Source organism: Mesorhizobium sp. M4B.F.Ca.ET.089.01.1.1 (assembly GCF_004022605.1).
Taxonomy (GTDB): Bacteria; Pseudomonadota; Alphaproteobacteria; order Rhizobiales; family Rhizobiaceae; genus Mesorhizobium; species Mesorhizobium abyssinicae.
On the sequence record NZ_RZOS01000030.1, the window covers coordinates 1 to 18,569 of the forward strand.

An 18,569-nucleotide genomic window follows, 5' to 3' on the forward strand; every position below is an offset into this window, starting at 1 on the left:
GCTGGCACGCTGTCCGGCGGCCAGCAGCAGCGCGTGGCGATCGCGCGCGCCATGATGCAACAGCCGAGGGTGCTGCTCGCCGACGAGCCGATCGCCTCGCTCGACCCGCTCAACGCCAAGGTGGTGATGGACTCGCTGCAGGACATCAACCTACGCGAAGGCATCACCGTCATCACCAATCTGCACACGCTGGACACGGCGCGGGCCTATTGCAACCGCATCATCGGGATGGCCGCCGGCAAGGTCGTGTTCGATGGCGCGCCCGAGGATCTCGACCGCGACGCCGTGCGCCTCGTCTATGGCGCGGATGCGAATGGCGCCGATATCTCCGAGGCCATCACGTCGACCAGCGTCACCTTCAAGCCGAAGATCACCGCATCCGCCGGACCGCTCGAGCCCGCATTCCCCGGCTACTAGTCGATGCTTTCGAACCGTCCACGCTGACGAAGAGCGGCAACCGGTTCGGCAAGGATCATGGCCAAGCAAACGAGCAACCCGGATCGCCCGCCCGCGTCAAAGGCAGCTGTCAAAATTCGAACGTCGCCGGCGCGAGGCCGGAACAACAGGAGAGAGATCCAAATGTTTAGGAAGATGGTTTTTGGCGCCGTATCACTGCTCGCCATCGCGACGAGCGCCGCTCATGCCGCCGACGTCAAGGAATTCCGCGTCGGCATCCTCGGTGGCGAGAACGAGACGGACCGGCTGCGCAACTACCAGTGCCTGGCCGACCATTTGAAGGCCGAATTCGGCTTCGAGAAGGTCTCGCTGTTCCCGGCCGCCGACTATGACGGCGTCATCCAGGGCCTGCTCGGCGGCACGCTCGACTTCGCCGAGCTCGGCGCTTCCGGCTATGCCAGCGTCTACATCAAGGACCCGAAGGCGGTCACCCCGATCCTCACCACCCAGCAGACCGACGGCGCCACCGGCTATTATTCGATCGGCCTGGCGTTGAAGTCGTCGGGGATCACCGACATCAAGTCGGCCAAGGGCAAGAAGCTCGGCTATGCCGATCCGGACTCGACCTCCGGCTACCTGATCCCGCTGACCCAGATCCCTAAGGACACCGGCCAGTCGAACGAAGCCTTCTTCGCCTCGACCCAGTTCAATGGCGGCCACGAGAACAACGTTCTCGCCGTCCGCGACGGCAAGGTCGACGTCGCGGTGGACGATTCCTCCGGCATCGGCGATTTCAAGAACGGCTACACCTCCGGCACCTTCCACAAGGAAGTCGCCAAGGGCGCCGTCGACCCGAACGACTTCGTCGAGGTCTGGCGCTCCGGCCTGATCCCGAACGGCCCGCTGGTCGTGCGCACCGCGCTCGGCGACGACATGAAGGCCAAGCTGACCGCGTTCTTCACCGCGCTGCCGACGAAGGACAAGCCCTGCTTCGAGGGCGTCGAGGGCGGCGACTTCACCGGCTACGTTCCGGTCAAGCCGGACTTCTACAACGTCATCGTCGAAGCCCGCAAAGCCGCCATCGGCGGCTGACGGCATCAGGAAAAGGGGCGGCGCCAAAAAACGCCGCCCCTTTTGCATCTCCCGATCATGACCTCAGCGACAATCCACTCTGACGCGACGCGCCTGGCGGCCGATGCCTGGCGGCGCCAGACGTCCTTGCGCCGGCTTTACACCGGCCTCGGTGTCGGCCTGCTTTTTGTCGCCATGTGCGCGACCATGTGGTTCGCCGACGAGGCCAATGCCGGCCATTTCCTCGACCGGCTGCCGCACATACTGGACTTCCTGAGCTGGCTGATTCCCAAGGACTGGAACGACGTCTGGCGCGCCCTGTTCGACGTCGCCTCGCCGCATGACACCGGCACCCAGGAATTCAATTTCCCGCTCGGCCGCGTCCCTGTCTGGGGCGGATTCTACATCCCCGAATATTTCGAGCTGATGCTGACCACGGTCAACGTGGCGCTGGTCTCGACCTTCGTCGGCTTCGTCTTCGCCGTGCCCTTCTCCTTCATCGCCGCGCGCAACCTGACGCCGAGCCCGGCGCTCAGGCTCGTCGTCAAGCGCTTCATGGAACTGCTGCGCGCCTTCCCCGAGATCGTCATTGCCGGCCTGTTCGCGGCCATCGTCTCGATCGGCCCGGTCGCCGCCATCATCGCCATCGGCCTGCATTCGATCGGCGCGCTGGGCAAGCTGTTCTACGAGATCAACGAGAACATCGACATGCGCGCCGAGGAGGGCTTGCGGGCGGTCGGCGCCAACTGGTTCGAGCGCATCCGCTTCGCCGCCCTGCCGCAGGTGCTGCCCAATTTCATGTCCTACACGCTGCTCAGGATCGAGATCAACGTGCGCATCTCGACGATCATGGGCGCGGTCGGCGGCGGCGGCATCGGCGAGGAGCTGAAGCTCTCCATCTCGCGCGGCTTCGGCGCCAAAACGCTGGCGCTAGTGCTGCTCTTGTTCACCACCATCTTCATCGTCGACCAGTTCTCCGCCTGGCTGCGCCGCAAGCTCGTCGGCGAGCAGGCCTTCCTGATGAGCGCCTGATATGGCCATAACCGCCGACGACATTCTGTCGATCGAGGCGCGCTACCCGCACGTCTTCCGCCGGCCGCTTTACCAGCGTTTCGGCCCGCTGTTCCTGGTCGCTGGAACTGTCCTGTATCTCGCTTACGCCCTGTGGTTCTTCAGCATGCCGCAGGTGCTGCGCGAGTCGCACTGGGAGCGCCTGCCGCTCTTTCTGGCGCAATGGATCAGCTACGACCTGCAGCCGGAGTTTCGCCTCGACCAGCCGGAGATCACGCCGAAATATCCGCGCTTCTCAGCGCTTGGCGAGAACCCCAATCCTGACTGGGTGATCAGGAACCCGGACGGCACCTTCACCGTGCTGATCGACGGACCGGCCAAATCCGTCACCTTCGACAAGACCAAAGCCGTGATTGTCGCCAACGGCCAGACGGTGCCCGTGTCGCTGACCGGCGGCAAGCCGGTGATCTCGGGCCCGGTGCCCGACTGGATCACCGCGCATGACGACGAAATTGTCGCCAGGATGGGCTTCGTCGGCGAGGTGCGCGTCACCGTCGACCGCGTCAAGGTGCGCAAGCGCTTCCTCGGCTGGGCGAATTTCGTCTTCGACACGCGCTCGCCCTTCTTCGGCAAGCCGGCCGGCGAAGTGGCTTCGCTGCTGGTTTCCGGCCCGGAGCTCAAGCCCGGAACATCGAACATCGCGCTTGCCGCCGACAACATCTGGAACAACGCCCAATGGCAGCATGGCGATGTCTGGACGAAACTGCTGCAGACCATCGTCATGGCCTTCCTAGGCACGCTGCTCGGCGGCATCGTCGCCTTCCCGCTCGCCTTCTTCGCCGCCCGCAACATCACGCCGAGCGGGCTGCTCAGCCAGGTCTTGGAACGCTTCTTCGATTTCATGCGCTCGGTCGACATGCTGATCTGGGCGCTGTTCTTCACCCGCGCCTTCGGACCCGGCCCGTTGGCGGGAAGTGCCGCGATCTTCTTCACCGAGATCGGCACGCTCGGCAAAACCTATTCCGAGGCGCTGGAGAACATCGACGACAAGCCGCGCGAAGGCGTGCAGTCGACCGGCGCCAATGGCTTGCTGGTGCAGCGCTACGGCGTGCTGCCGGAAGTGCTGCCGGTCTTCATCAGCCAGACGCTCTACCAGTGGGAATCCAACACCAGAGGCGCCACCATCATCGGCGCCGTCGGCGCCGGCGGCATCGGCCTGAAGCTCTGGGAAGCGATGCGCACCAATTCCAACTGGGCCAACGTCTTCTACATGGTGCTGCTGACGCTGGCCGTCGTCTTCGTCTTCGACAACATCTCGAACTTCCTGCGTCGCCGGCTCAGCCGCACGCTGCATGATTATAATAGGCTGCAGGCTGAGCGGGGTTAGTCCTCGCTAGCAGAATCTTGCGAGAGGTCGACGGGACAGCGCCCCCCTCTGCCCTACCGGGCATCTCCCCCACTTGGGGGGAGATCAGCCACGACCACGGCTTTCGCCAATCTCCTACGTTGCCGAATTGAGCTAAGCGCCGCAGCCGCCAATCTCCCCCCCTTGTGGGGGAGATGTCCGGCAGGACAGAGGGGGGCGCGAAGGATCGCGGCGCTCGTCGGACGGCCATTCTAAGCCGCCTTCTTCCACCCATCCCTGATATGCTGGTACCCCTCCCGATACACAGCCTCCGGCGTCTCGGCAAAATCCCGCCAAACCTTGGTCGCCGCAGCCAGGTCCTTCAGCGAACGCCCGAAGGATTCGATGGTCAGCCAGTCGTCGTAACCGCTCTTGCGGATGGCCGAGAACGTCTCCTTCCAGGGAATATTGCCCCGGCCCGGCACGCCGCGATCATTCTCTGAAATGTGGATGTGGACGACCTTCCGGCGATTGCGCGTATAGGCGCCGATCGGATCGGCTTCCTCGATGTTGGCGTGGAACGTGTCGTACATCGCCTTGATGTGCGGCCGGTCGATCACGTCGATATGCTCGGATAAATCGTCCATCGTGTTGAAGAGATAGCATTCGAAGCGGTTGAGCGCCTCCAACCCGATCGTCACCCCCGTCTTGCCGGCATGGTCGCCGATGGCGCGCTGCGAAGCGATCGAGCGCTTCTTCTCGGCGGCCGTCGGGCCGCTGCCGGAAAAGGCGCCGAGCGTCGAATGCAGCGGGCCGCTCAGCCTGTTCGCGCCAAGTGCGGCGCTGCAGTCGATCGCCCATTTCATGTAGTCGATGCCGGTCTTGCGCGTCGCGGCGTCCGCCGAGATCAGGTTCATCGCCGGATCGCCCATGGCCGAGACCGCGGTGCGCTCCAGGCCGATGCGATCGAGCAGCTCGCCAAGTTTCTTGTAGTCGTCGGGCGCGCCGGAAAACACCGGGATTTCGACGCCGTCGAAGCCGGTCGCCTTGATGTCTCTCAGCAGCGCTTCATGCTTCTTCGAGACGCTGGTCGTCCACAGGAACATGCACATGCCGATTTTCATCGACCCCTCCCCATCACCTTCGATCAAGGGGGGATGAGATTCAGGTCAGGCCGAGTCGAGAACGGTGGCTTCCGAGAACCGGAGCGGAGCGCACTTAAGTACGCGAGCACCGGAAGCGCAGGAAGCCGCCGTTCGCAGACCGGCCTCGCCTGAATATCGACACCCCTAGAGCTTCGTCCACGCCCCATTCTTCTTCGACGACTTCACGCAGGCCTCGATGAAGGCCATGCCTTCAACGCCGTCGGCAATCGTCGGGAAGACGACATCCTTTGCCGGCTTGCCGCCCTTCCTGCGCGCCGCGCGGATGGCGCGGGCGGCCTCCTGATAGATGTTGGCGAAACCTTCCAAATAGCCTTCCGGATGGCCCGAGGGAACACGGGTCACACGCCCGGCGGACGGCAGCGCGCCGGCGCCGGCGCGGGTCAAAAGCTGCTTCGGTTGGCCGAACGGCGTATACCACAAGTAGTTCGGATCGGCCTGCACCCATTCCAGCCCGCCCTTCGAGCCGTAGATGCGCAGCTTCAGCCCGTTCTCGTGGCCGGGCGCCACCTGGCTGGCCCAGATCATGCCCTTGGCCGGATGCGCCTTGCCGACCGGCTTGAAGCGCAGCATGACGTTGATGTTGTCGTCGAGCTGCCGCCCCGGCACGAAGGCGTCGAGATCGGCCGACAGCGTATCGAGCTCCAGCCCGGAGACGAAGCGCGCCAGGTTGTAGGCATGCGTGCCGATGTCGCCGAGGGCGCCGCCGGCGCCCGCCTGCTTCGGGTCGGAGCGCCACGCCGCCTGCTTCTGGCCGGTCGCGGCGAGGTCCTCGGTCAGCCAGTCCTGCGGATATTCCGACTGTACGATGCGGATGTCGCCGAGCTGGCCCTTGGCCACCATCTCGCGCGCCTGCCTGATCATCGGATAGGCGGTGTAGTTGTGGGTGAGCACGAACACCTTGCCGGTCTTCTCGACCAGGGCGGCAAGCTTCTTCGCCTCGGCCAGCGTGGTCGCCAGCGGCTTGTCGCAGATGACGTGGATGCCGGCCTCGAGAAACGCCTTGGCCGCCGGCACATGCACGTTGTTGGGGGTGACGATCGCCACCGCCTCGATGCCGTCGGCCCGCTTCGCCTCGGCCTTGGCCATTTCGGCGTAGGAGCCGTAGCTGCGCGCCGGATCGAGCCCGAGCTCGGCGGCCGATGCCTTGGCGCGTTCCGGGTTGGCAGACAGCGCGCCGGCCACCAGCACGAAGTCGTTGTCCAGCCTGGCCGCGATCCGGTGCACCGCGCCGATGAAGGCGCCTTGCCCGCCGCCGACCATGCCATAGCGGATCGGGCCGCCTCCCGTTTCCGACTTCGATGCGCCGACCATTCCTGTCTCCCTCGTTGGTGCTTGCCTCCCCTCGAGGGGAGGTCGATCCGGGCAGCGGATCGGGTGGGGTTGCCGGGCGTGGAGTTCGAGCCGACCCACCCGGCCCTTTGGGGCCACCCTCCCCTCGAGGGGAGGGAAAGCGGTACTAGATTCCCATCATCGCGCGCAGCGCCTTCTTGTCGGTCGCGCCGCCGGCGAAGTCGTCGAACGCCTTCTCCGTCACCCGGATGATGTGATGCTGGATGAAGGGCGCGCCTTCGGCGGCGCCATCCTCCGGATGCTTCAGGCAGCATTCCCATTCCAGCACCGCCCAGGAATCGTAGCCGTACTGGGTGAGCTTGGAAAAGATGCCGCCGAAATCGACCTGCCCGTCGCCGAGCGAACGGAACCGCCCGGCCCGGTTGGTCCAGCCCTGATAGCCGGAATAGACGCCTTGCCGCCCCGTCGGATTGAACTCCGCGTCCTTGGCGTGAAACGCCTTGATGCGCTCGTGGTAAATGTCGATGAATTCGAGATAGTCGAGCTGCTGCAAGAGGAAGTGCGACGGGTCGTAGTTGATGTTGCAGCGCTTGTGGCCGCCCACCGCGTCGAGGAACATCTCGAAGGTGGCGCCGTCGAACACATCCTCGCCCGGATGGATTTCGTAACCGATGTCGACGCCGTTCTCGTCATAGACGTCGAGGATCGGCTTCCAGCGTTTGCCGAGTTCGGCGAAAGCCTCCTCGATCAGCCCGGCCGGCCGCTGCGGCCATGGGTAGAGGTAGGGGAAAGCCAGCGCTCCGGAGAAGGAGACCGAGGCCTTCAGCCCCAGGTTCTTCGACGCCTTGGCGCCGAACTTCATCTGCTCGACCGCCCATTGCTGCCTGGCCTTCGGATTGTTGTGCACCGAAGCCGGCGCGAAGCCGTCGAACTGCGCGTCATAGGCCGGATGCACCGCCACCAGTTGCCCTTGCAGATGCGTCGACAGTTCGGTGATCTCGACGCCGGCATCGGCGCAGATGCCTTTCACCTCGTCGCAATAGGCCTTGGAGGTCGCCGCCTTTTCCAGGTCGAACAGCCGCGCGTCCCAGGTCGGGATCTGCACGCCCTTGTAGCCCAAACCGGCGGCCCATTTGGTGATCGACGGCAACGAATTGAACGGCGCGGCATCGCCCGCGAACTGCGCCAGAAACAGACCGGGACCCTTCATCGTCGACGGCATCGGCATCCTCCCTCTTTTTTCATCGCGACCGAGCATAGCGCCGATTGCGGACGGGGCCAGTCTCTTTGGTCTTTCATGTCGGCGATTTGAACACGCCGCAATTCTGGTATTACCAAATAATGTTGTTTGGTCAAGCGGCCGAGCATGGCAAAACGGCGCCGCCGGCAATCCGTCGCGGTCGGAAAATGACATATTATTCAATATGGTAACTTCGTAAACGGGCGGCGTTGGTCGACTTCTTGCCGTCCATTCGAAATTGCTGTAGACCATCAAAAAGGCCCAATTGGTCGAACCAGTTTGCCAAAAAAATGCTGGAACGCCTTGGGGAGGAAACTGGCGGCGGGCTCCGCGGGAGAGCGCCGCGGGAGAACGCGACAGGCGAATTCTGGGAAGGATAGACCATGCATCTTTCGACGCACAACTGGATGCGGGCGGAGCCGCTGGAGGTGACGCTGAAGCGCATCAAGAAATTCGGCTATGAGTCGATCGAGATTTCCGGCGAGCCCGAGCAGTACAAGACCAAGGAGACGCGCGCGCTCTTGAAGGAGCACGGCATCCGCTGCTGGGGCTCGGTGACGCTGATGCTGGGCGAACGCAACCTCGCCGCCAAGGACCAGGGCCAGCGCGAGCGCTCGGTGCAATACGTCAAGGACGTGCTGACCATGGTGAGCGAGCTCGAGGGCGAGATCATCACGCTGGTTCCCGCCACTGTCGGCAAGGTGGTGCCCGACGGCACCGAGGCGGAGGAATGGGGCTGGGTGGTCGACGCCACCCGCGAGTGCTTCGCGCACGCCAAGAAGGTCGGCGTCAAGGTCGCGGTCGAGCCGCTCAACCGCTTCGAGACCTATCTGTTCAACCGCGGCGCGCAGGCGCTCGCGCTTGCCGACGCGGTCAGCCCGGAATGCGGCGTCTGCCTCGACGCCTATCACATCCACATGGAGGAATTTAACGTCTATGACGCCATCCGCCAGGTTGGCAAACGCCTGTTCGACTTCCACGTCGCCGACAACAACCGCTTCGCCGCCGGCCTCGGCCAGATCGACTGGCCGCGGATCGTGCGCACGCTGAAGGAGATCGGCTACGACGGCGCGCTGACCAACGAGTTTGTGGCCCCCGTCGACCGCACGCCGGCCGCGCCCTATCCCGACATGGTCGAGCGCCATCCGGTCGACATCTCGCCCGAGCAGCTGAAGTTCATCCAGGATCACGGCTCCAGCGTGCTGACGGAGAAGTTCTACACCGACCAGATGCGCATCACCGCCGAAACGCTGCTGCCGCTGATCAAATAGCCGGTCGAAAGGAAGACGCCCTTCCGCCCGAACGGGCGGCGGGGCCGGGGATGGCCATGCGCATCAAGACGGTCCAAGCCTGGTGGGTTCGCATACCGATCGCAGCGGCGAAGCAGCACCGCAGCGATTTCGGTCAGGTGACGACGTTCGACGCCGCCATCCTGCGCGTCGAAACCGATGACGGCCTGGTCGGCTGGGGCGAGGGCAAGAACGCCGCCGGCAGCGCCGGCAGCTATGGCGCGCTGGTCCATATGCTGAACCACGAGGTTGGGCCGCAGCTCGTCGGCCGCGACCCGGCCGACATCGGCGTCATCTGGGAGATGCTCTACAACGGCGTGCGCCACCACACCGCGGCCCATGCCGGGCACGCCATGCCGCAGCTGGCGCGGCGCGGCATGAGCGTTGCCGCCATCAGCGCCGTCGACATCGCGCTCTGGGACATCCTCGGCAAGTCGCTTGGCCAGCCTGTCTGGCGGCTGCTCGGCGGCCGCAAGGTCGAGCGCATGCAGGCCTACGCTTCCGGCGGCTGGGCGCCGGCCGAGACCATCGGCGCGCAGCTCCAATCCTACATCGCCAAGGGCGGCTTCAAGGCGCTGAAGATGCGCATCGGCGCCATGGATGGCGCCCCGCATATCTCCGCCGCCCGCGTCCGCGCGGCGAGGGAGGCGCTTGGCCCCGAAGTCGAGCTGATGGTCGACGCGCATGGCACCTATACGGTGGCCGAGGCGAAGCGCTTCATCCAGCTCGCCGGCGACCTCGACCTCGCCTGGTTCGAGGAGCCGGTGATCGCCGACGACAAGCCGGGCTTGGCCGAAGTACGAGCCTCGTCCACCATCCCGATCGCTACCGGCGAGAGCGAGGCGACCCGCTACGCTTTCCGCGATCTCGCCGTTCTGAAGTCGGCCGACATTTTCCAGCCGGACCCCGCATTCTGCGGCGGCATCAGCGAGGCGATGAAGATCGGCACCATCGCCAGCGCCTTCAACCTGCGTTTCGCGCCGCATCTGTGGGCCGGCGCGCCCTGCTTCTTTGCCGGTCTGCATGTCTGCGCGGCGTCGCCGGCGAGCTTCACCATCGAATATTCGCTCGGCGCCAACCCCATGATCCACGATCTTGTCGAAGAGACTGTCGAAGCGAAGGACGGTATGATAGCGATCCCTGAAAAGCCCGGATTGGGATTCACAATTTCGGAACGGTTCCTGGAGGCGCACGCGCAACGCTGCTGACGATGAAAGAAAAGAACCTTCTCGCGGAACTCGCCGCCTTTCTGTTCTCCAGTTCGGACAAGGAGACGGGCCGCACGCCGTCGGAGCGTGAACTGGCCGAGCATTTCTCGGTCAGCCGCGGCCAGATCCGCGAGGCGCTGGCCATTCTCGAGGCCATGCGCATCGTCGAGCGCCGCGCCAAATCCGGCATCTATGTCGACACCAAGCAGGCGAGCGTCGAAGCCTTGGCTCTGTTCGCCCGCGCCGGCCTGCCGCTCGATCCGATCCAGATCTACGAAACGGTCGAGCTGCGCAAGATCCACGAGATCAAGGCCGCCGAGCTTGCCTGCTCACGCGCCACCGAGGAGAATTTCGAGCGGCTGCGCGAGATCCTGAAAGCCTCTGAGGAGCGCATCGCCGCCGGCGAGGGCCTGGCCAAGGAAGACCGCGAGTTCCACCTCGAGATCGTGCGCGCCACCAAGAACGGCATCTTCCACAACATCTGCAGCGTCTACTACCTGATGGGCGAGCAGCGCCTGCCGATCTATTTCAACGACCCCGAGCGCAGCGTGCGCTCGCATGCCGAGCACATCCAGATCTACGAGGCGCTGCTGCGCCGCGACGGCAACCTGGCCCAGGCGCTGATGAATGCCCATCTGCAGGGCGCCGAAAGCTATTGGAAAGGCCTGATCGAGGGCCGCGGGACGGAGCCGACGAGCCCGGCGCTCGAAAAGGCCTAGAGCATTTTGCAGCCAGGCGGCATCGCCTGGCGTCGCGGAAATGCGGCAAACAAACGGGAGCCACATGCCCAGAATCCTGTCGACGCATCCGCTGCATCCGCGCGCCTCCGCCATGCTGGCTGGGGCGGGCAGGCTGGTCGTCGCTTCCGCCCTCGATGGCAGGACGCTTGCCGCCGAAGCGAAGGATGCCGATATCGTCATCGTCCGTGCGCCGCTGCCGGCAGAGCTTTTCGACGGCGCCGCGAAGCTGCGCGCCGCGATCCGGCATGGCGCCGGGCTGGACATGATCCCGGTCGAGGCGGCGACAGCGGCCGGCGTGCTTGTGGCGAACGTGCCGGCGGTCAATGCGCGCTCGGTCGCCGAGCACGTCATGTTCGTGACCCTGGCCTTGCTTCGGCGTTTTCGCATGGTCGACCGCGACCTGCGCGCCAAGGGTTGGCTCGCCGGACGCGACCACGCCAACGCCAACACCGAGCTCGCCGGCAAGACCATCGGCATTGTCGGCCTCGGCGCGGTCGGCCAGGCGGTCGGCCATATCGCCGCCCACGGCTTCGAACTCAATGTGGTGGCGACGACGCGCAGCATGCGCCCGGCGCCCGACAAGGTCGGCTTCCTGTCGATCGACGCCCTGGTCGAGCAGAGCGACATCGTCGTGCTTTGCTGCCCGCTGACACCGGAGACGCGCGGCCTGATCAGCCGCGAGCGCATTTCGCGCATGAAGCCCAACGCGCTGCTGATCAATGTCTCGCGCGGGCCGGTGGTCGACGACGACGCGCTGATCGAGGCCTTGCGCAAGGGCAGCATCGGCGGTGCCGCGCTCGATGTCTTTGCAACGCATCCGCTGCCGCCGAACCATCCCTATTTCGGCTTCGACAATGTCATCGTCACCCCGCACATGGCGGGGATCACCGAGGAATCGATGATGCGCATGGGCGTCGGCGCCGCCGGCGAAGCGCTGCTGGTGCTCGCCAACAAATTGCCGGTCAATCTGCGCAACCCGGAAGTGACCGCGCACTACCGGCGGCGCTTCCCGGTCGACCTGTAGCTCGTCACCGGCGGCGCCTCAATTTTCACGGATTCGACGGGGACATTGCCGCCATGTCGATCGCCCGCCTTTCCCTTCTTGCCGCGAGCCTCTGCGCTACGGCCGTGCAGGCCTTGGCTGACGGGCAGGATGGCTATGTGTTCTGCGACAACGGCCTGCGCTGCATCGCGGCGCCCTGCCCTTCCAACAGTGCGCTCGAGCTCGCCACCGGCGAGATCATCAGGGGCGTCGTGATTGACATCGACGGCCTGCAGCAGGAAGACAAGGCGCTCGACCTCCAGGACAAGCTCTACGCCGGCACGATCGTGATTGCCGGCTCGATCGAGACCAGGACCCAGACCTTCAACGGCAAGCGGCAGATCGTGCGGACGCTGGTCGCGACCGGCATCGAACGGGCCGCGAGGGCAAGCGAGCGCCGGCACTGTTCGTCGCGCTGACACGGCGCGCCGGTCATCAACCGAGCAGCCGCTCCACTTCTGCCGCGACGCGCAGCAGATAGCGGTCTTGGCCATTGCGCGCCACCAGCATCAGCCCGGCCGGGCGCGCCGTTCCAGGCATCGGCAGCGAGATCGCGCAGAGATCGAACTGGTTGGCGACCTGGGTGTTGCGCAGCAGCAGGCCTTCGATCCGGTCACGCAACGCCACGTCGCTTGCCATCGAAGCGATGGTCGGCGCGGTCACCGGCGTCGTCGGCAGGCCCAGCACGTCGACGCTGGCCAGGCGCTCGTCCATCGCGGCGGCCAGCGCAGCGCGGCGGCGTAGTGTCCGGATATAGACCGATGCGGGGATAGCCAGGGCGCGCGACAACGGCCCACTGACATGCGGATCGACCGGCACGGATGCGCCCGTCGCCAGCCAGTCGGCATGGACCTCGGCGCCCTCCATCGACGCGATCGTGGCGCGCCTGGTCGCCGCGCGCATGTCGGCAAGCAGGTCCTCGACCGACAGGTCCGCGATCCGCGCGCCGGCCTGCTCGACCTTGCCCAGGCATCGATCGAACGCGGTCGCCACCTCGCTTTCGGTGTCGTCGAAAAGAACGCCGCGCGGGATCCCGATACGAAGACCGGCAAGCGGCAACGGCAGGTGCAGGGGCGGCATCTCCTCGCCGGCCATCGCGGCGTCGGCGACGGCGCATGCGGCGACACTCAGCGCCAGTGGCCCGATCGAATCCAGCGTCGCGGACAGTGGATAGGCACCGGCCAATGGTACGCGCCGCGCCGTGGGCTTGAAACCCACCACGCCATTCAGCGATGCCGGTATGCGCACCGAACCGCCGGTGTCGGAGCCGATGGCGATGTCGCAGGTGCCTTCACCCACCGACACCCCGGCGCCCGAGGACGAGCCGCCCGGTATCAGGCTGGCGTCGGTAGCATTGCCGGGCGTGCCGTAGTGCTGGTTGTCGCCGATCGCGGTGAAGGCGAATTCGGCCATGTTGGTCTTGCCGAGGATGACCGCGCCGGCCTGGCGCAGCCGGCCGACGATCGCGGCATCGCGCAAGGCGGGGGCCGCTGTCCTGAGCATCAGCGAGCCGGCCGTGGTCGGCTCGCCGGCGACGTCGAACAGATCCTTGATCGAGACGATCGTGCCATCGAGCGGCCCGAGCGTCACGCCGGCCTTCCGCCGCGCATCACTGGCGTCGGCGGCGGCTCGCGCTGCTTCCGGGTAGAGCCGCACGAACACGCTCTCGTTGCTCGCGCGGGCCGCCAGACGCGACAGCAGAATTTCGAGATGATCGCGGACTGGGTGCATGTTCGGTGTCGGACTCCGCAAGGCTGCAACGTCTTTAGAGCATGATCCCGAAAAGCGGGAACCGGTTTTCGGAAAGATCATGCTCCAACAAGTTGGATCAGGCATATTTGCACTGCCGGGCCGAAGGGAGAGAAGCAACGATGCTCTACAAAGGCGGCTGCCACTGCGGCAAGGTGGCGTACGAGGTCGAGGGCGAGATCGGCGGGGTCGTGCGCTGCAACTGCTCGATCTGCGCCCGCAAGGCTGCATTGCTCTGGGCGGTGCCGCATCGGAACCTGCGGCTGCTCGCCTGGGGCGACGACCTCGGCCGCTACACCTTTGGCAAGGGCGCCATCGCCCATCGCTTCTGCCGCTCCTGCGGCATCCATCCCTTCGCCGAGGACGTCGGCGACGGCAGCGAACGCAGCGCCTATGTCAACATCAATTGCCTCGACGGCATCGACCTTGCCGCGGTCCAGATCTTCGACTTCGACGGTCGCTCGGCCTAGCGCAATTCTAGCGATACCCGGTCGCATCGGCCGGCTTGCCGGCATCCTGGACCTCCGGGACATAGCGCCAGGCATCCGGGCGCGAACCATCGAGATCGGTGAAGCCATAGACCTGCGCCAGCCCGCCGCTGGACAGCGACTGCCCGTTCCAGCGCGACCGCTCCGGATCCGCGGCCAGCGCCGCGATGGCGCGGCCGACGAAGCGCGGCGTCTCGGAAATGACGAAATGCGCTACCTTGGCGGTCGCGTCGCGCCAGTTCGCCTCGCTGACGCCGAAGGCCTCCAGCATCATTTCGGAACGCAGCCAGCCGGGCGTCAGCGAGACCGACGTGGCGCCATGTGGCGCGAGGTCCTTGGCGTGCGCCCATGCCATGCGCGTCGCCGCCACCTTGGCGAGGTCGTAGAACGGCGACAGCCGGTAGTGGTCGGCATTGTATTCGGCCGTGCCGTCGGTGACTTCGACATGCAGCCCGCCCGGCCGCTCGATCATCAGCGGCAGCGCGTGGTGCGCGGTGATCAGATGCGTGTCGATGGCGAGGCGCAGCAGGCGCAAGCCGTTCTCGAGATCATGGTCCCAGACCGGCTTGTTCCATTCGAACAGCCTTTCGCCGCCCCACAGGTCGTTGACCAGGACATCGAGACGGCCCTGCTCGGCACGGATACGCTCGACCAGTCCGCGCACATCGTCGGCAATCAGATGATCGACCTGGACGGCAATGCCCTTGCCGCCTTGCGCCGTGACCAGCTCAGCCGTTTCCTCGATCGTCTCCGGACGGCCATAGGGCGACTGCTGCGTCCGCGTCGTGCGCCCGGTGACATAGACGGTGGCGCCGGCGGCGCCGAGCTCGACCGCGATGCCACGGCCGGCACCGCGCGTTGCGCCGGCGACAAGGGCGACCTTCCCTTCAAGCATCATCGAAACCTCCCGAACCAAAACACCACAACGAGGGCTGGCGCTTGCCGCGCTCCTCATTTATAAATGATCATTCGTTTATAAATGGATGTCAAGATGACCCGGCCGAAAACGCAACCCGACGAGCAGGTGCTGGAGGTCGCCTACCGGCTGATGCACGCCGAAGGCCCGGAGGCGCTGACCTTCGAGCGGCTGGCGCGGGCATGCGGCCTATCGGGGTCGACGCTGGTGCAGCGCTTCGGGAGCAAGGCGCAGCTGAAGCAACGCACGCTGCTTTATGCCTGGGATGGGCTCGACCAGAAAACCGAAGCGCTGTCCGCCTCGACGCCGAGGACCCCGGCCGGCGCGATCCAGTTGTTGGGTGGTCTATCCAGCGGCTATGGCGACATCGAATCCTATGCCGAAGGTTTGCTGGTGCTGCGCGAGGACCTGCGCGATCCCGTGCTGCGGGCGCGCGGCGCCGCCTGGAAAGCGGCGCTGAGCAAGGTGCTCGTCGACTGTTTCGCAGGTATACCGGGCATGCCCCAGGACATCGGCCTGCTGATGGCGTCGCACTGGCAGGGCTCGCTGCTGTGGTGGAGCTTCGATCCCGAAATGGAGCTGACCGCCTATGTCGAGCACAGCCTGAAGCGCTTCGTGGCGGCGATCACGGCGACATCGGCCCGGACGGCTGCCGGGCCGATGTAGGATGATCGCCGCGGCGGCCGGCTAGCCGGCGCGCTTCGGCCCCATCAGCACCGCCACCAGGGCGGCCAGCAGCGTTGCGATGCCGCAATAGGCGAAGGCGCTGGCGACGCCGGCATGGTCGACCAGCAGGCCGCCGAAGACGGCGCCGAGCGCGATCGCCACCTGGAACGTGGCGACCATCAGCCCGCCGGCGCTTTCGGCCTCGTCTGGCGCCGCGCGCACCAGCCAGGTCTGCAGCCCGACCGGCACCGCGCCGAAGGCGAAGCCCCAGGCGGCGACGGCGATCGCCGCCGTCACCGGCGATGCGCCAAGCGTCAGCAGCACCAGCGCCGACAGGGCAATCAGCAACGGCGCCAGGGCGACCGCGGCCTTCAGGTTGCGCTCGGCCATGAAGCCGCCGGCGAAGTTGCCGAAGAAGCCGCCGATGCCGTAGCCGAGCAGCACCAGCGAGATCGTCTCGATCGGCAGCACCGGAACCACTTCCAGATACGGGCGCACATAGGTGAAGCCGGCAAAGTGACCCGAGGCGACCAACAGCACGACCAGCAGCGCCGCCCTGATCATCGGCCGCTTCAAGACCTCCAGCAAGGTGCGCACGCTGGCCACGCCGGCCGGCGGCAGCCGCGGGATGGTGGCAAGCTGCACCAAGAGCGCCAGTGCGCCGACGACGGCCGCGATCATGAAGGCGGTGCGCCAGCCCCAGACGTCGCCGACATAGGCGCCGACCGGCGCGGCGGTGACGGTGGCGACCGAAACGCCGGTGAGGATGATCGACATGGCGCGCGGCATCAGCCGCATCGGCACGAGCCTGAGCGCCATCGCCGCCGACATCGACCAGAAGCCGCCGAGCGCGACGCCGAGAACCACCCGGGCCAGAAGCAGCATGGTCAGCGAGGAAGCAAAGGCTGCGAGCAGATTGGAGACGATGAGCAGAACCGTCAGCATCCACATCACCAGCCGGCGGTCGAGCCGCTTGGTGACGATGGCCATGGTCGGCGCCGCGATCGCGCCGACCACCGCCGTCGCCGTCACCGCTTGCCCGGCAGCGCCCTCGCTGACGCCGAGGTCCTGCGCCAGTCGCGTCAGCAGGCTGGCCGGCAGGAATTCCGCCGTCACCAGGCCGAACACGCCCAGCGCCAGCGACACCACCGCGCCCCAGGCAGGCTCAGATTGTTCTTGAGAGTCGGGGCTGTCCAGAACAGCGGCGTCGATGACGCCCGTGGCGGGTTCGGTCATGGCAAGATCTCCGATCTGTTTGCGCGCCACTTGGGAAATGACCGGCTCGGCCTCCACCCGTTACATGCGTGGCGGGCGCGCTCCGTCAGTCCGATTTGTTTGCGGCGCAATATTTGGCTGCAATGCAACATAGGAAGTGACCAGATGGAGTTTCCATGCTAGAAACGCCGAAATGAATTACAATTCGTCCAAAACCGCACTGCCGGCTTCCGGCGATCCCTTGACCGACATGCTGCGCGGGCTGCGCCTCGATGGCGTCGACTATGGCCGCTGCGTGTTGGGGGAACCCTGGGCGGTATCCTTCCCCGCGCAGAAGGCGGCGCGCTTCCACTTCATCGGCCAGCAGGGATGCTGGCTGTTCTCGCCGGCGAAGGAATGGATCGAGCTGTCGGTCGGCGACGCGCTATTGATCCCGCGCGGCGACGAGCACGTTCTGGCCAGCGCGCCGGGCGTGCCTGCCGTGCCGATCGGCCGCTACAGCATCGAGCCGGTTTGCGAGAACATCTACGACGTCTCCAATGGCTGCGATGGCTGCAAGACCCTGCTGTTCTGCGGCAGCATGCATTTCAACCTCGACGGCTCGCATCCGCTGCTCGACATGATGCCGGACCTGATGCAGGCGCATAAGCTGATGGCGAACGCGCCCGGCATCCAGCACCTGCTCGATGCGATGGCCGGCGAGGTGACGATGGACCGGGTCGGTTCCGGCGGCATCCTGGCGCGCCTCGCCGATGTGCTGGCCGCCACCATCATCCGCTCGTGGGTGGAGAACGGCTGCGGCGACGCCACCGGCTGGATCGCCGCCGTCCGCAATCCCGATGTCGGCAAGGTGCTTGCCGCCATCCACCTGAACCCGGACCGCGACTGGACGGTCGAGTCGCTGGCGCGGATGATGGGAGCCTCGCGTTCCGCCTTCGCCCAGCGCTTCGCCACCGTGGTCGGCGAGACGCCGGCCAAATATGTGCTCAGCGTTCGCATGCACCAGGCGCGGCAATGGCTGGCCCGCGACGGCATGCGGGTTTCGGTGGCCGCGAGCAGGCTGGGCTATGATTCCGAGGCGTCCTTCAGCCGCGCCTTCAAGCGCGTCATGGGCGTGGCGCCGAGCCATCTGCGCAACACCGGCGACGGCGACGACAGCCCGGTCGCCTGAACGCGGGTCGGCTCCTGTCGCCTGGAGGAATTGCCAAGTGTTTTGGACGCAGCGTCATTCCCCGCCGGCGGGGGCAGCTTAAGCTGGCCGGCGGAGGAACCCGCCATGGCCAATCACCCAGCCTTGCTTGCGCTCGCCGCGCTCTCCGTCTTTCCGGGCCGGGCATTCGCCCTCGAAGACAGCTACCTGCCGGCGAGCAAGATCCCTTACGCTGTCGAGGCGCCTGACCAGCCGCAGCGCCTCGGCCCGCTATGGGGCGAGCGTGCAAAGGGCCCGGCGGGAACCTTGCTCAAAGTTCCCGGCAACTGGCGCGCGCCTGTCCACGCGCATACCGCGGACTATCGCGCCGTGGTCATTCAGGGGCTGTGGGCACACTGGCAAATGGATGGCGGCGAGGCGACCAAGGTCGAGTTGCCGCCAGGGTCCTACTGGACCCAGAAGGCCAATGAGATGCATGACGATGCCTGCCTGTCGGACACGGAGTGCGTGATCCTGCTGATCAACGACACGCCCTACGAGACCTATCTGCCGAAGTAGCCAGGCGATGCGCCTGCCAGCCCCGGTTG

19 protein-coding genes are annotated in these 18,569 nt (G+C 65.9%); 13 read left to right on the forward strand and 6 right to left on the reverse strand.

Annotation, left to right across the window (positions count from 1 at the left end; translation table 11 throughout):
- The 4 genes from EN780_RS05250 to phnE (EN780_RS05265) form a co-directional block, all read left to right on the forward strand.
- Positions 1–417: ATP-binding cassette domain-containing protein (locus EN780_RS05250; RefSeq protein WP_128272453.1), on the forward strand; the 417-nt coding region annotated here is incomplete at its 5' end.
- Between the two features lie 162 nt (positions 418–579).
- Positions 580–1,488 (forward strand): phosphonate ABC transporter substrate-binding protein, encoded by a 909-nt coding sequence (phnD, locus tag EN780_RS05255; protein WP_127284115.1) that lies wholly within the window; start codon positions 580–582, stop codon positions 1,486–1,488.
- 57 nt (positions 1,489–1,545) lie between these two features.
- The gene (gene phnE / locus EN780_RS05260; RefSeq protein ID WP_127284116.1) at positions 1,546–2,499 is read left to right on the forward strand and encodes a phosphonate ABC transporter, permease protein PhnE; all 954 of its coding nucleotides are present in this window, start codon (positions 1,546–1,548) and stop codon (positions 2,497–2,499) included.
- A 1-nt stretch (position 2,500) separates the two neighbouring features.
- A complete protein-coding gene (phnE, locus tag EN780_RS05265; RefSeq protein WP_127392120.1) occupies positions 2,501–3,865 on the forward strand; it encodes a phosphonate ABC transporter, permease protein PhnE in 1,365 nt (454 codons plus the stop codon).
- A gap of 230 nt (positions 3,866–4,095) precedes the next feature.
- Here phnE (EN780_RS05265) and EN780_RS05270 read toward each other — a convergent pair whose 3' ends face one another.
- The 3 genes from EN780_RS05270 to EN780_RS05280 all read right to left on the reverse strand — a co-directional run bounded on the left by EN780_RS05270 (position 4,096) and on the right by EN780_RS05280 (position 7,501).
- Positions 4,096–4,947 carry a sugar phosphate isomerase/epimerase gene (locus EN780_RS05270; RefSeq protein ID WP_128272455.1) on the reverse strand — a complete coding sequence of 284 codons (852 nt, stop codon included), beginning with the start codon at positions 4,945–4,947 and terminating at the stop codon, positions 4,096–4,098.
- 165 nt (positions 4,948–5,112) lie between these two features.
- On the reverse strand, positions 5,113–6,300 hold the full coding sequence (locus tag EN780_RS05275; RefSeq protein ID WP_128272457.1) for a Gfo/Idh/MocA family oxidoreductase: 1,188 nt from the start codon (positions 6,298–6,300) through the stop codon (positions 5,113–5,115).
- Between the two features lie 145 nt (positions 6,301–6,445).
- Positions 6,446–7,501 (reverse strand): sugar phosphate isomerase/epimerase, encoded by a 1,056-nt coding sequence (locus tag EN780_RS05280; protein WP_127284120.1) that lies wholly within the window; start codon positions 7,499–7,501, stop codon positions 6,446–6,448.
- A gap of 401 nt (positions 7,502–7,902) precedes the next feature.
- Between EN780_RS05280 and EN780_RS05285 the strand changes: the two genes are divergently transcribed.
- The 5 genes from EN780_RS05285 to EN780_RS05305 all read left to right on the forward strand — a co-directional run bounded on the left by EN780_RS05285 (position 7,903) and on the right by EN780_RS05305 (position 12,217).
- The gene (locus EN780_RS05285; RefSeq protein WP_127310228.1) at positions 7,903–8,790 is read left to right on the forward strand and encodes a sugar phosphate isomerase/epimerase; all 888 of its coding nucleotides are present in this window, start codon (positions 7,903–7,905) and stop codon (positions 8,788–8,790) included.
- 56 nt (positions 8,791–8,846) lie between these two features.
- Positions 8,847–10,016 (forward strand): mandelate racemase/muconate lactonizing enzyme family protein, encoded by a 1,170-nt coding sequence (locus EN780_RS05290; protein WP_128272459.1) that lies wholly within the window; start codon positions 8,847–8,849, stop codon positions 10,014–10,016.
- A gap of 2 nt (positions 10,017–10,018) precedes the next feature.
- On the forward strand, positions 10,019–10,735 hold the full coding sequence (locus EN780_RS05295) for a FadR/GntR family transcriptional regulator (RefSeq protein WP_127310229.1): 717 nt from the start codon (positions 10,019–10,021) through the stop codon (positions 10,733–10,735).
- A gap of 64 nt (positions 10,736–10,799) precedes the next feature.
- The gene (locus EN780_RS05300) at positions 10,800–11,780 is read left to right on the forward strand and encodes a hydroxyacid dehydrogenase (RefSeq protein WP_128272461.1); all 981 of its coding nucleotides are present in this window, start codon (positions 10,800–10,802) and stop codon (positions 11,778–11,780) included.
- 53 nt (positions 11,781–11,833) lie between these two features.
- Positions 11,834–12,217 carry a hypothetical protein gene (locus tag EN780_RS05305; protein WP_128272463.1) on the forward strand — a complete coding sequence of 128 codons (384 nt, stop codon included), beginning with the start codon at positions 11,834–11,836 and terminating at the stop codon, positions 12,215–12,217.
- Between the two features lie 16 nt (positions 12,218–12,233).
- Here the strand turns inward: EN780_RS05305 and EN780_RS05310 are convergent, their stop codons facing one another.
- On the reverse strand, positions 12,234–13,529 hold the full coding sequence (locus EN780_RS05310; RefSeq protein WP_128272465.1) for an amidase: 1,296 nt from the start codon (positions 13,527–13,529) through the stop codon (positions 12,234–12,236).
- A 140-nt stretch (positions 13,530–13,669) separates the two neighbouring features.
- Here EN780_RS05310 and EN780_RS05315 point away from each other — a divergent pair, with 140 nt between their 5' ends.
- A complete protein-coding gene (locus EN780_RS05315) occupies positions 13,670–14,017 on the forward strand; it encodes a GFA family protein (RefSeq protein ID WP_127393343.1) in 348 nt (115 codons plus the stop codon).
- Between the two features lie 7 nt (positions 14,018–14,024).
- On the opposite strand, the gene EN780_RS05320 is transcribed toward EN780_RS05315, so the two are convergent.
- Positions 14,025–14,933 carry an SDR family oxidoreductase gene (locus tag EN780_RS05320; RefSeq protein WP_128272467.1) on the reverse strand — a complete coding sequence of 303 codons (909 nt, stop codon included), beginning with the start codon at positions 14,931–14,933 and terminating at the stop codon, positions 14,025–14,027.
- Positions 14,934–15,026: 93 nt separating this feature from the next.
- Between EN780_RS05320 and EN780_RS05325 the strand changes: the two genes are divergently transcribed.
- Complete coding sequence (locus tag EN780_RS05325; protein WP_189556398.1) at positions 15,027–15,617, forward strand: helix-turn-helix domain-containing protein; 591 nt, start codon at positions 15,027–15,029, stop codon at positions 15,615–15,617.
- Positions 15,618–15,638: 21 nt separating this feature from the next.
- Here the strand turns inward: EN780_RS05325 and EN780_RS05330 are convergent, their stop codons facing one another.
- Positions 15,639–16,853 carry an MFS transporter gene (locus tag EN780_RS05330; RefSeq protein WP_128272471.1) on the reverse strand — a complete coding sequence of 405 codons (1,215 nt, stop codon included), beginning with the start codon at positions 16,851–16,853 and terminating at the stop codon, positions 15,639–15,641.
- Between the two features lie 172 nt (positions 16,854–17,025).
- On the opposite strand from EN780_RS05330, the gene EN780_RS05335 reads away from it, so the two are divergent.
- Positions 17,026–18,003: an AraC family transcriptional regulator gene (locus EN780_RS05335; protein ID WP_128272474.1), complete on the forward strand. Its 978-nt coding sequence runs from the start codon at positions 17,026–17,028 to the stop codon at positions 18,001–18,003.
- A gap of 105 nt (positions 18,004–18,108) precedes the next feature.
- Positions 18,109–18,540 carry a DUF4437 domain-containing protein gene (locus tag EN780_RS05340; RefSeq protein ID WP_128272476.1) on the forward strand — a complete coding sequence of 144 codons (432 nt, stop codon included), beginning with the start codon at positions 18,109–18,111 and terminating at the stop codon, positions 18,538–18,540.
- Positions 18,541–18,569: the final 29 nt, after the last annotated feature.

Excerpts from the sequence above, each read along its gene's own strand:
- phnD (WP_127284115.1), top strand. The coding sequence starts at position 580 with ATGTTTAGGAAGATGGTTTTTGGCGCCGTATCACTGCTCGCCATCGCG.
- EN780_RS05300 (WP_128272461.1), top strand. The coding sequence starts at position 10,800 with ATGCCCAGAATCCTGTCGACGCATCCGCTGCATCCGCGCGCCTCCGCC.
- EN780_RS05285 (WP_127310228.1), top strand. The coding sequence starts at position 7,903 with ATGCATCTTTCGACGCACAACTGGATGCGGGCGGAGCCGCTGGAGGTG.
- EN780_RS05330 (WP_128272471.1), bottom strand. The coding sequence starts at position 16,853 with ATGACCGAACCCGCCACGGGCGTCATCGACGCCGCTGTTCTGGACAGC.
- phnE (WP_127392120.1), top strand. The coding sequence starts at position 2,501 with ATGGCCATAACCGCCGACGACATTCTGTCGATCGAGGCGCGCTACCCG.
- EN780_RS05325 (WP_189556398.1), top strand. The coding sequence starts at position 15,027 with ATGACCCGGCCGAAAACGCAACCCGACGAGCAGGTGCTGGAGGTCGCC.
- EN780_RS05305 (WP_128272463.1), top strand. The coding sequence starts at position 11,834 with ATGTCGATCGCCCGCCTTTCCCTTCTTGCCGCGAGCCTCTGCGCTACG.
- phnE (WP_127284116.1), top strand. The coding sequence starts at position 1,546 with ATGACCTCAGCGACAATCCACTCTGACGCGACGCGCCTGGCGGCCGAT.
- EN780_RS05340 (WP_128272476.1), top strand. The coding sequence starts at position 18,109 with ATGGCCAATCACCCAGCCTTGCTTGCGCTCGCCGCGCTCTCCGTCTTT.
- EN780_RS05275 (WP_128272457.1), bottom strand. The coding sequence starts at position 6,300 with ATGGTCGGCGCATCGAAGTCGGAAACGGGAGGCGGCCCGATCCGCTAT.
- EN780_RS05320 (WP_128272467.1), bottom strand. The coding sequence starts at position 14,933 with ATGATGCTTGAAGGGAAGGTCGCCCTTGTCGCCGGCGCAACGCGCGGT.
- EN780_RS05295 (WP_127310229.1), top strand. The coding sequence starts at position 10,019 with ATGAAAGAAAAGAACCTTCTCGCGGAACTCGCCGCCTTTCTGTTCTCC.
- EN780_RS05310 (WP_128272465.1), bottom strand. The coding sequence starts at position 13,529 with ATGCACCCAGTCCGCGATCATCTCGAAATTCTGCTGTCGCGTCTGGCG.
- EN780_RS05280 (WP_127284120.1), bottom strand. The coding sequence starts at position 7,501 with ATGCCGTCGACGATGAAGGGTCCCGGTCTGTTTCTGGCGCAGTTCGCG.
- EN780_RS05335 (WP_128272474.1), top strand. The coding sequence starts at position 17,026 with ATGAATTACAATTCGTCCAAAACCGCACTGCCGGCTTCCGGCGATCCC.
- EN780_RS05290 (WP_128272459.1), top strand. The coding sequence starts at position 8,847 with ATGCGCATCAAGACGGTCCAAGCCTGGTGGGTTCGCATACCGATCGCA.
- EN780_RS05315 (WP_127393343.1), top strand. The coding sequence starts at position 13,670 with ATGCTCTACAAAGGCGGCTGCCACTGCGGCAAGGTGGCGTACGAGGTC.
- EN780_RS05270 (WP_128272455.1), bottom strand. The coding sequence starts at position 4,947 with ATGAAAATCGGCATGTGCATGTTCCTGTGGACGACCAGCGTCTCGAAG.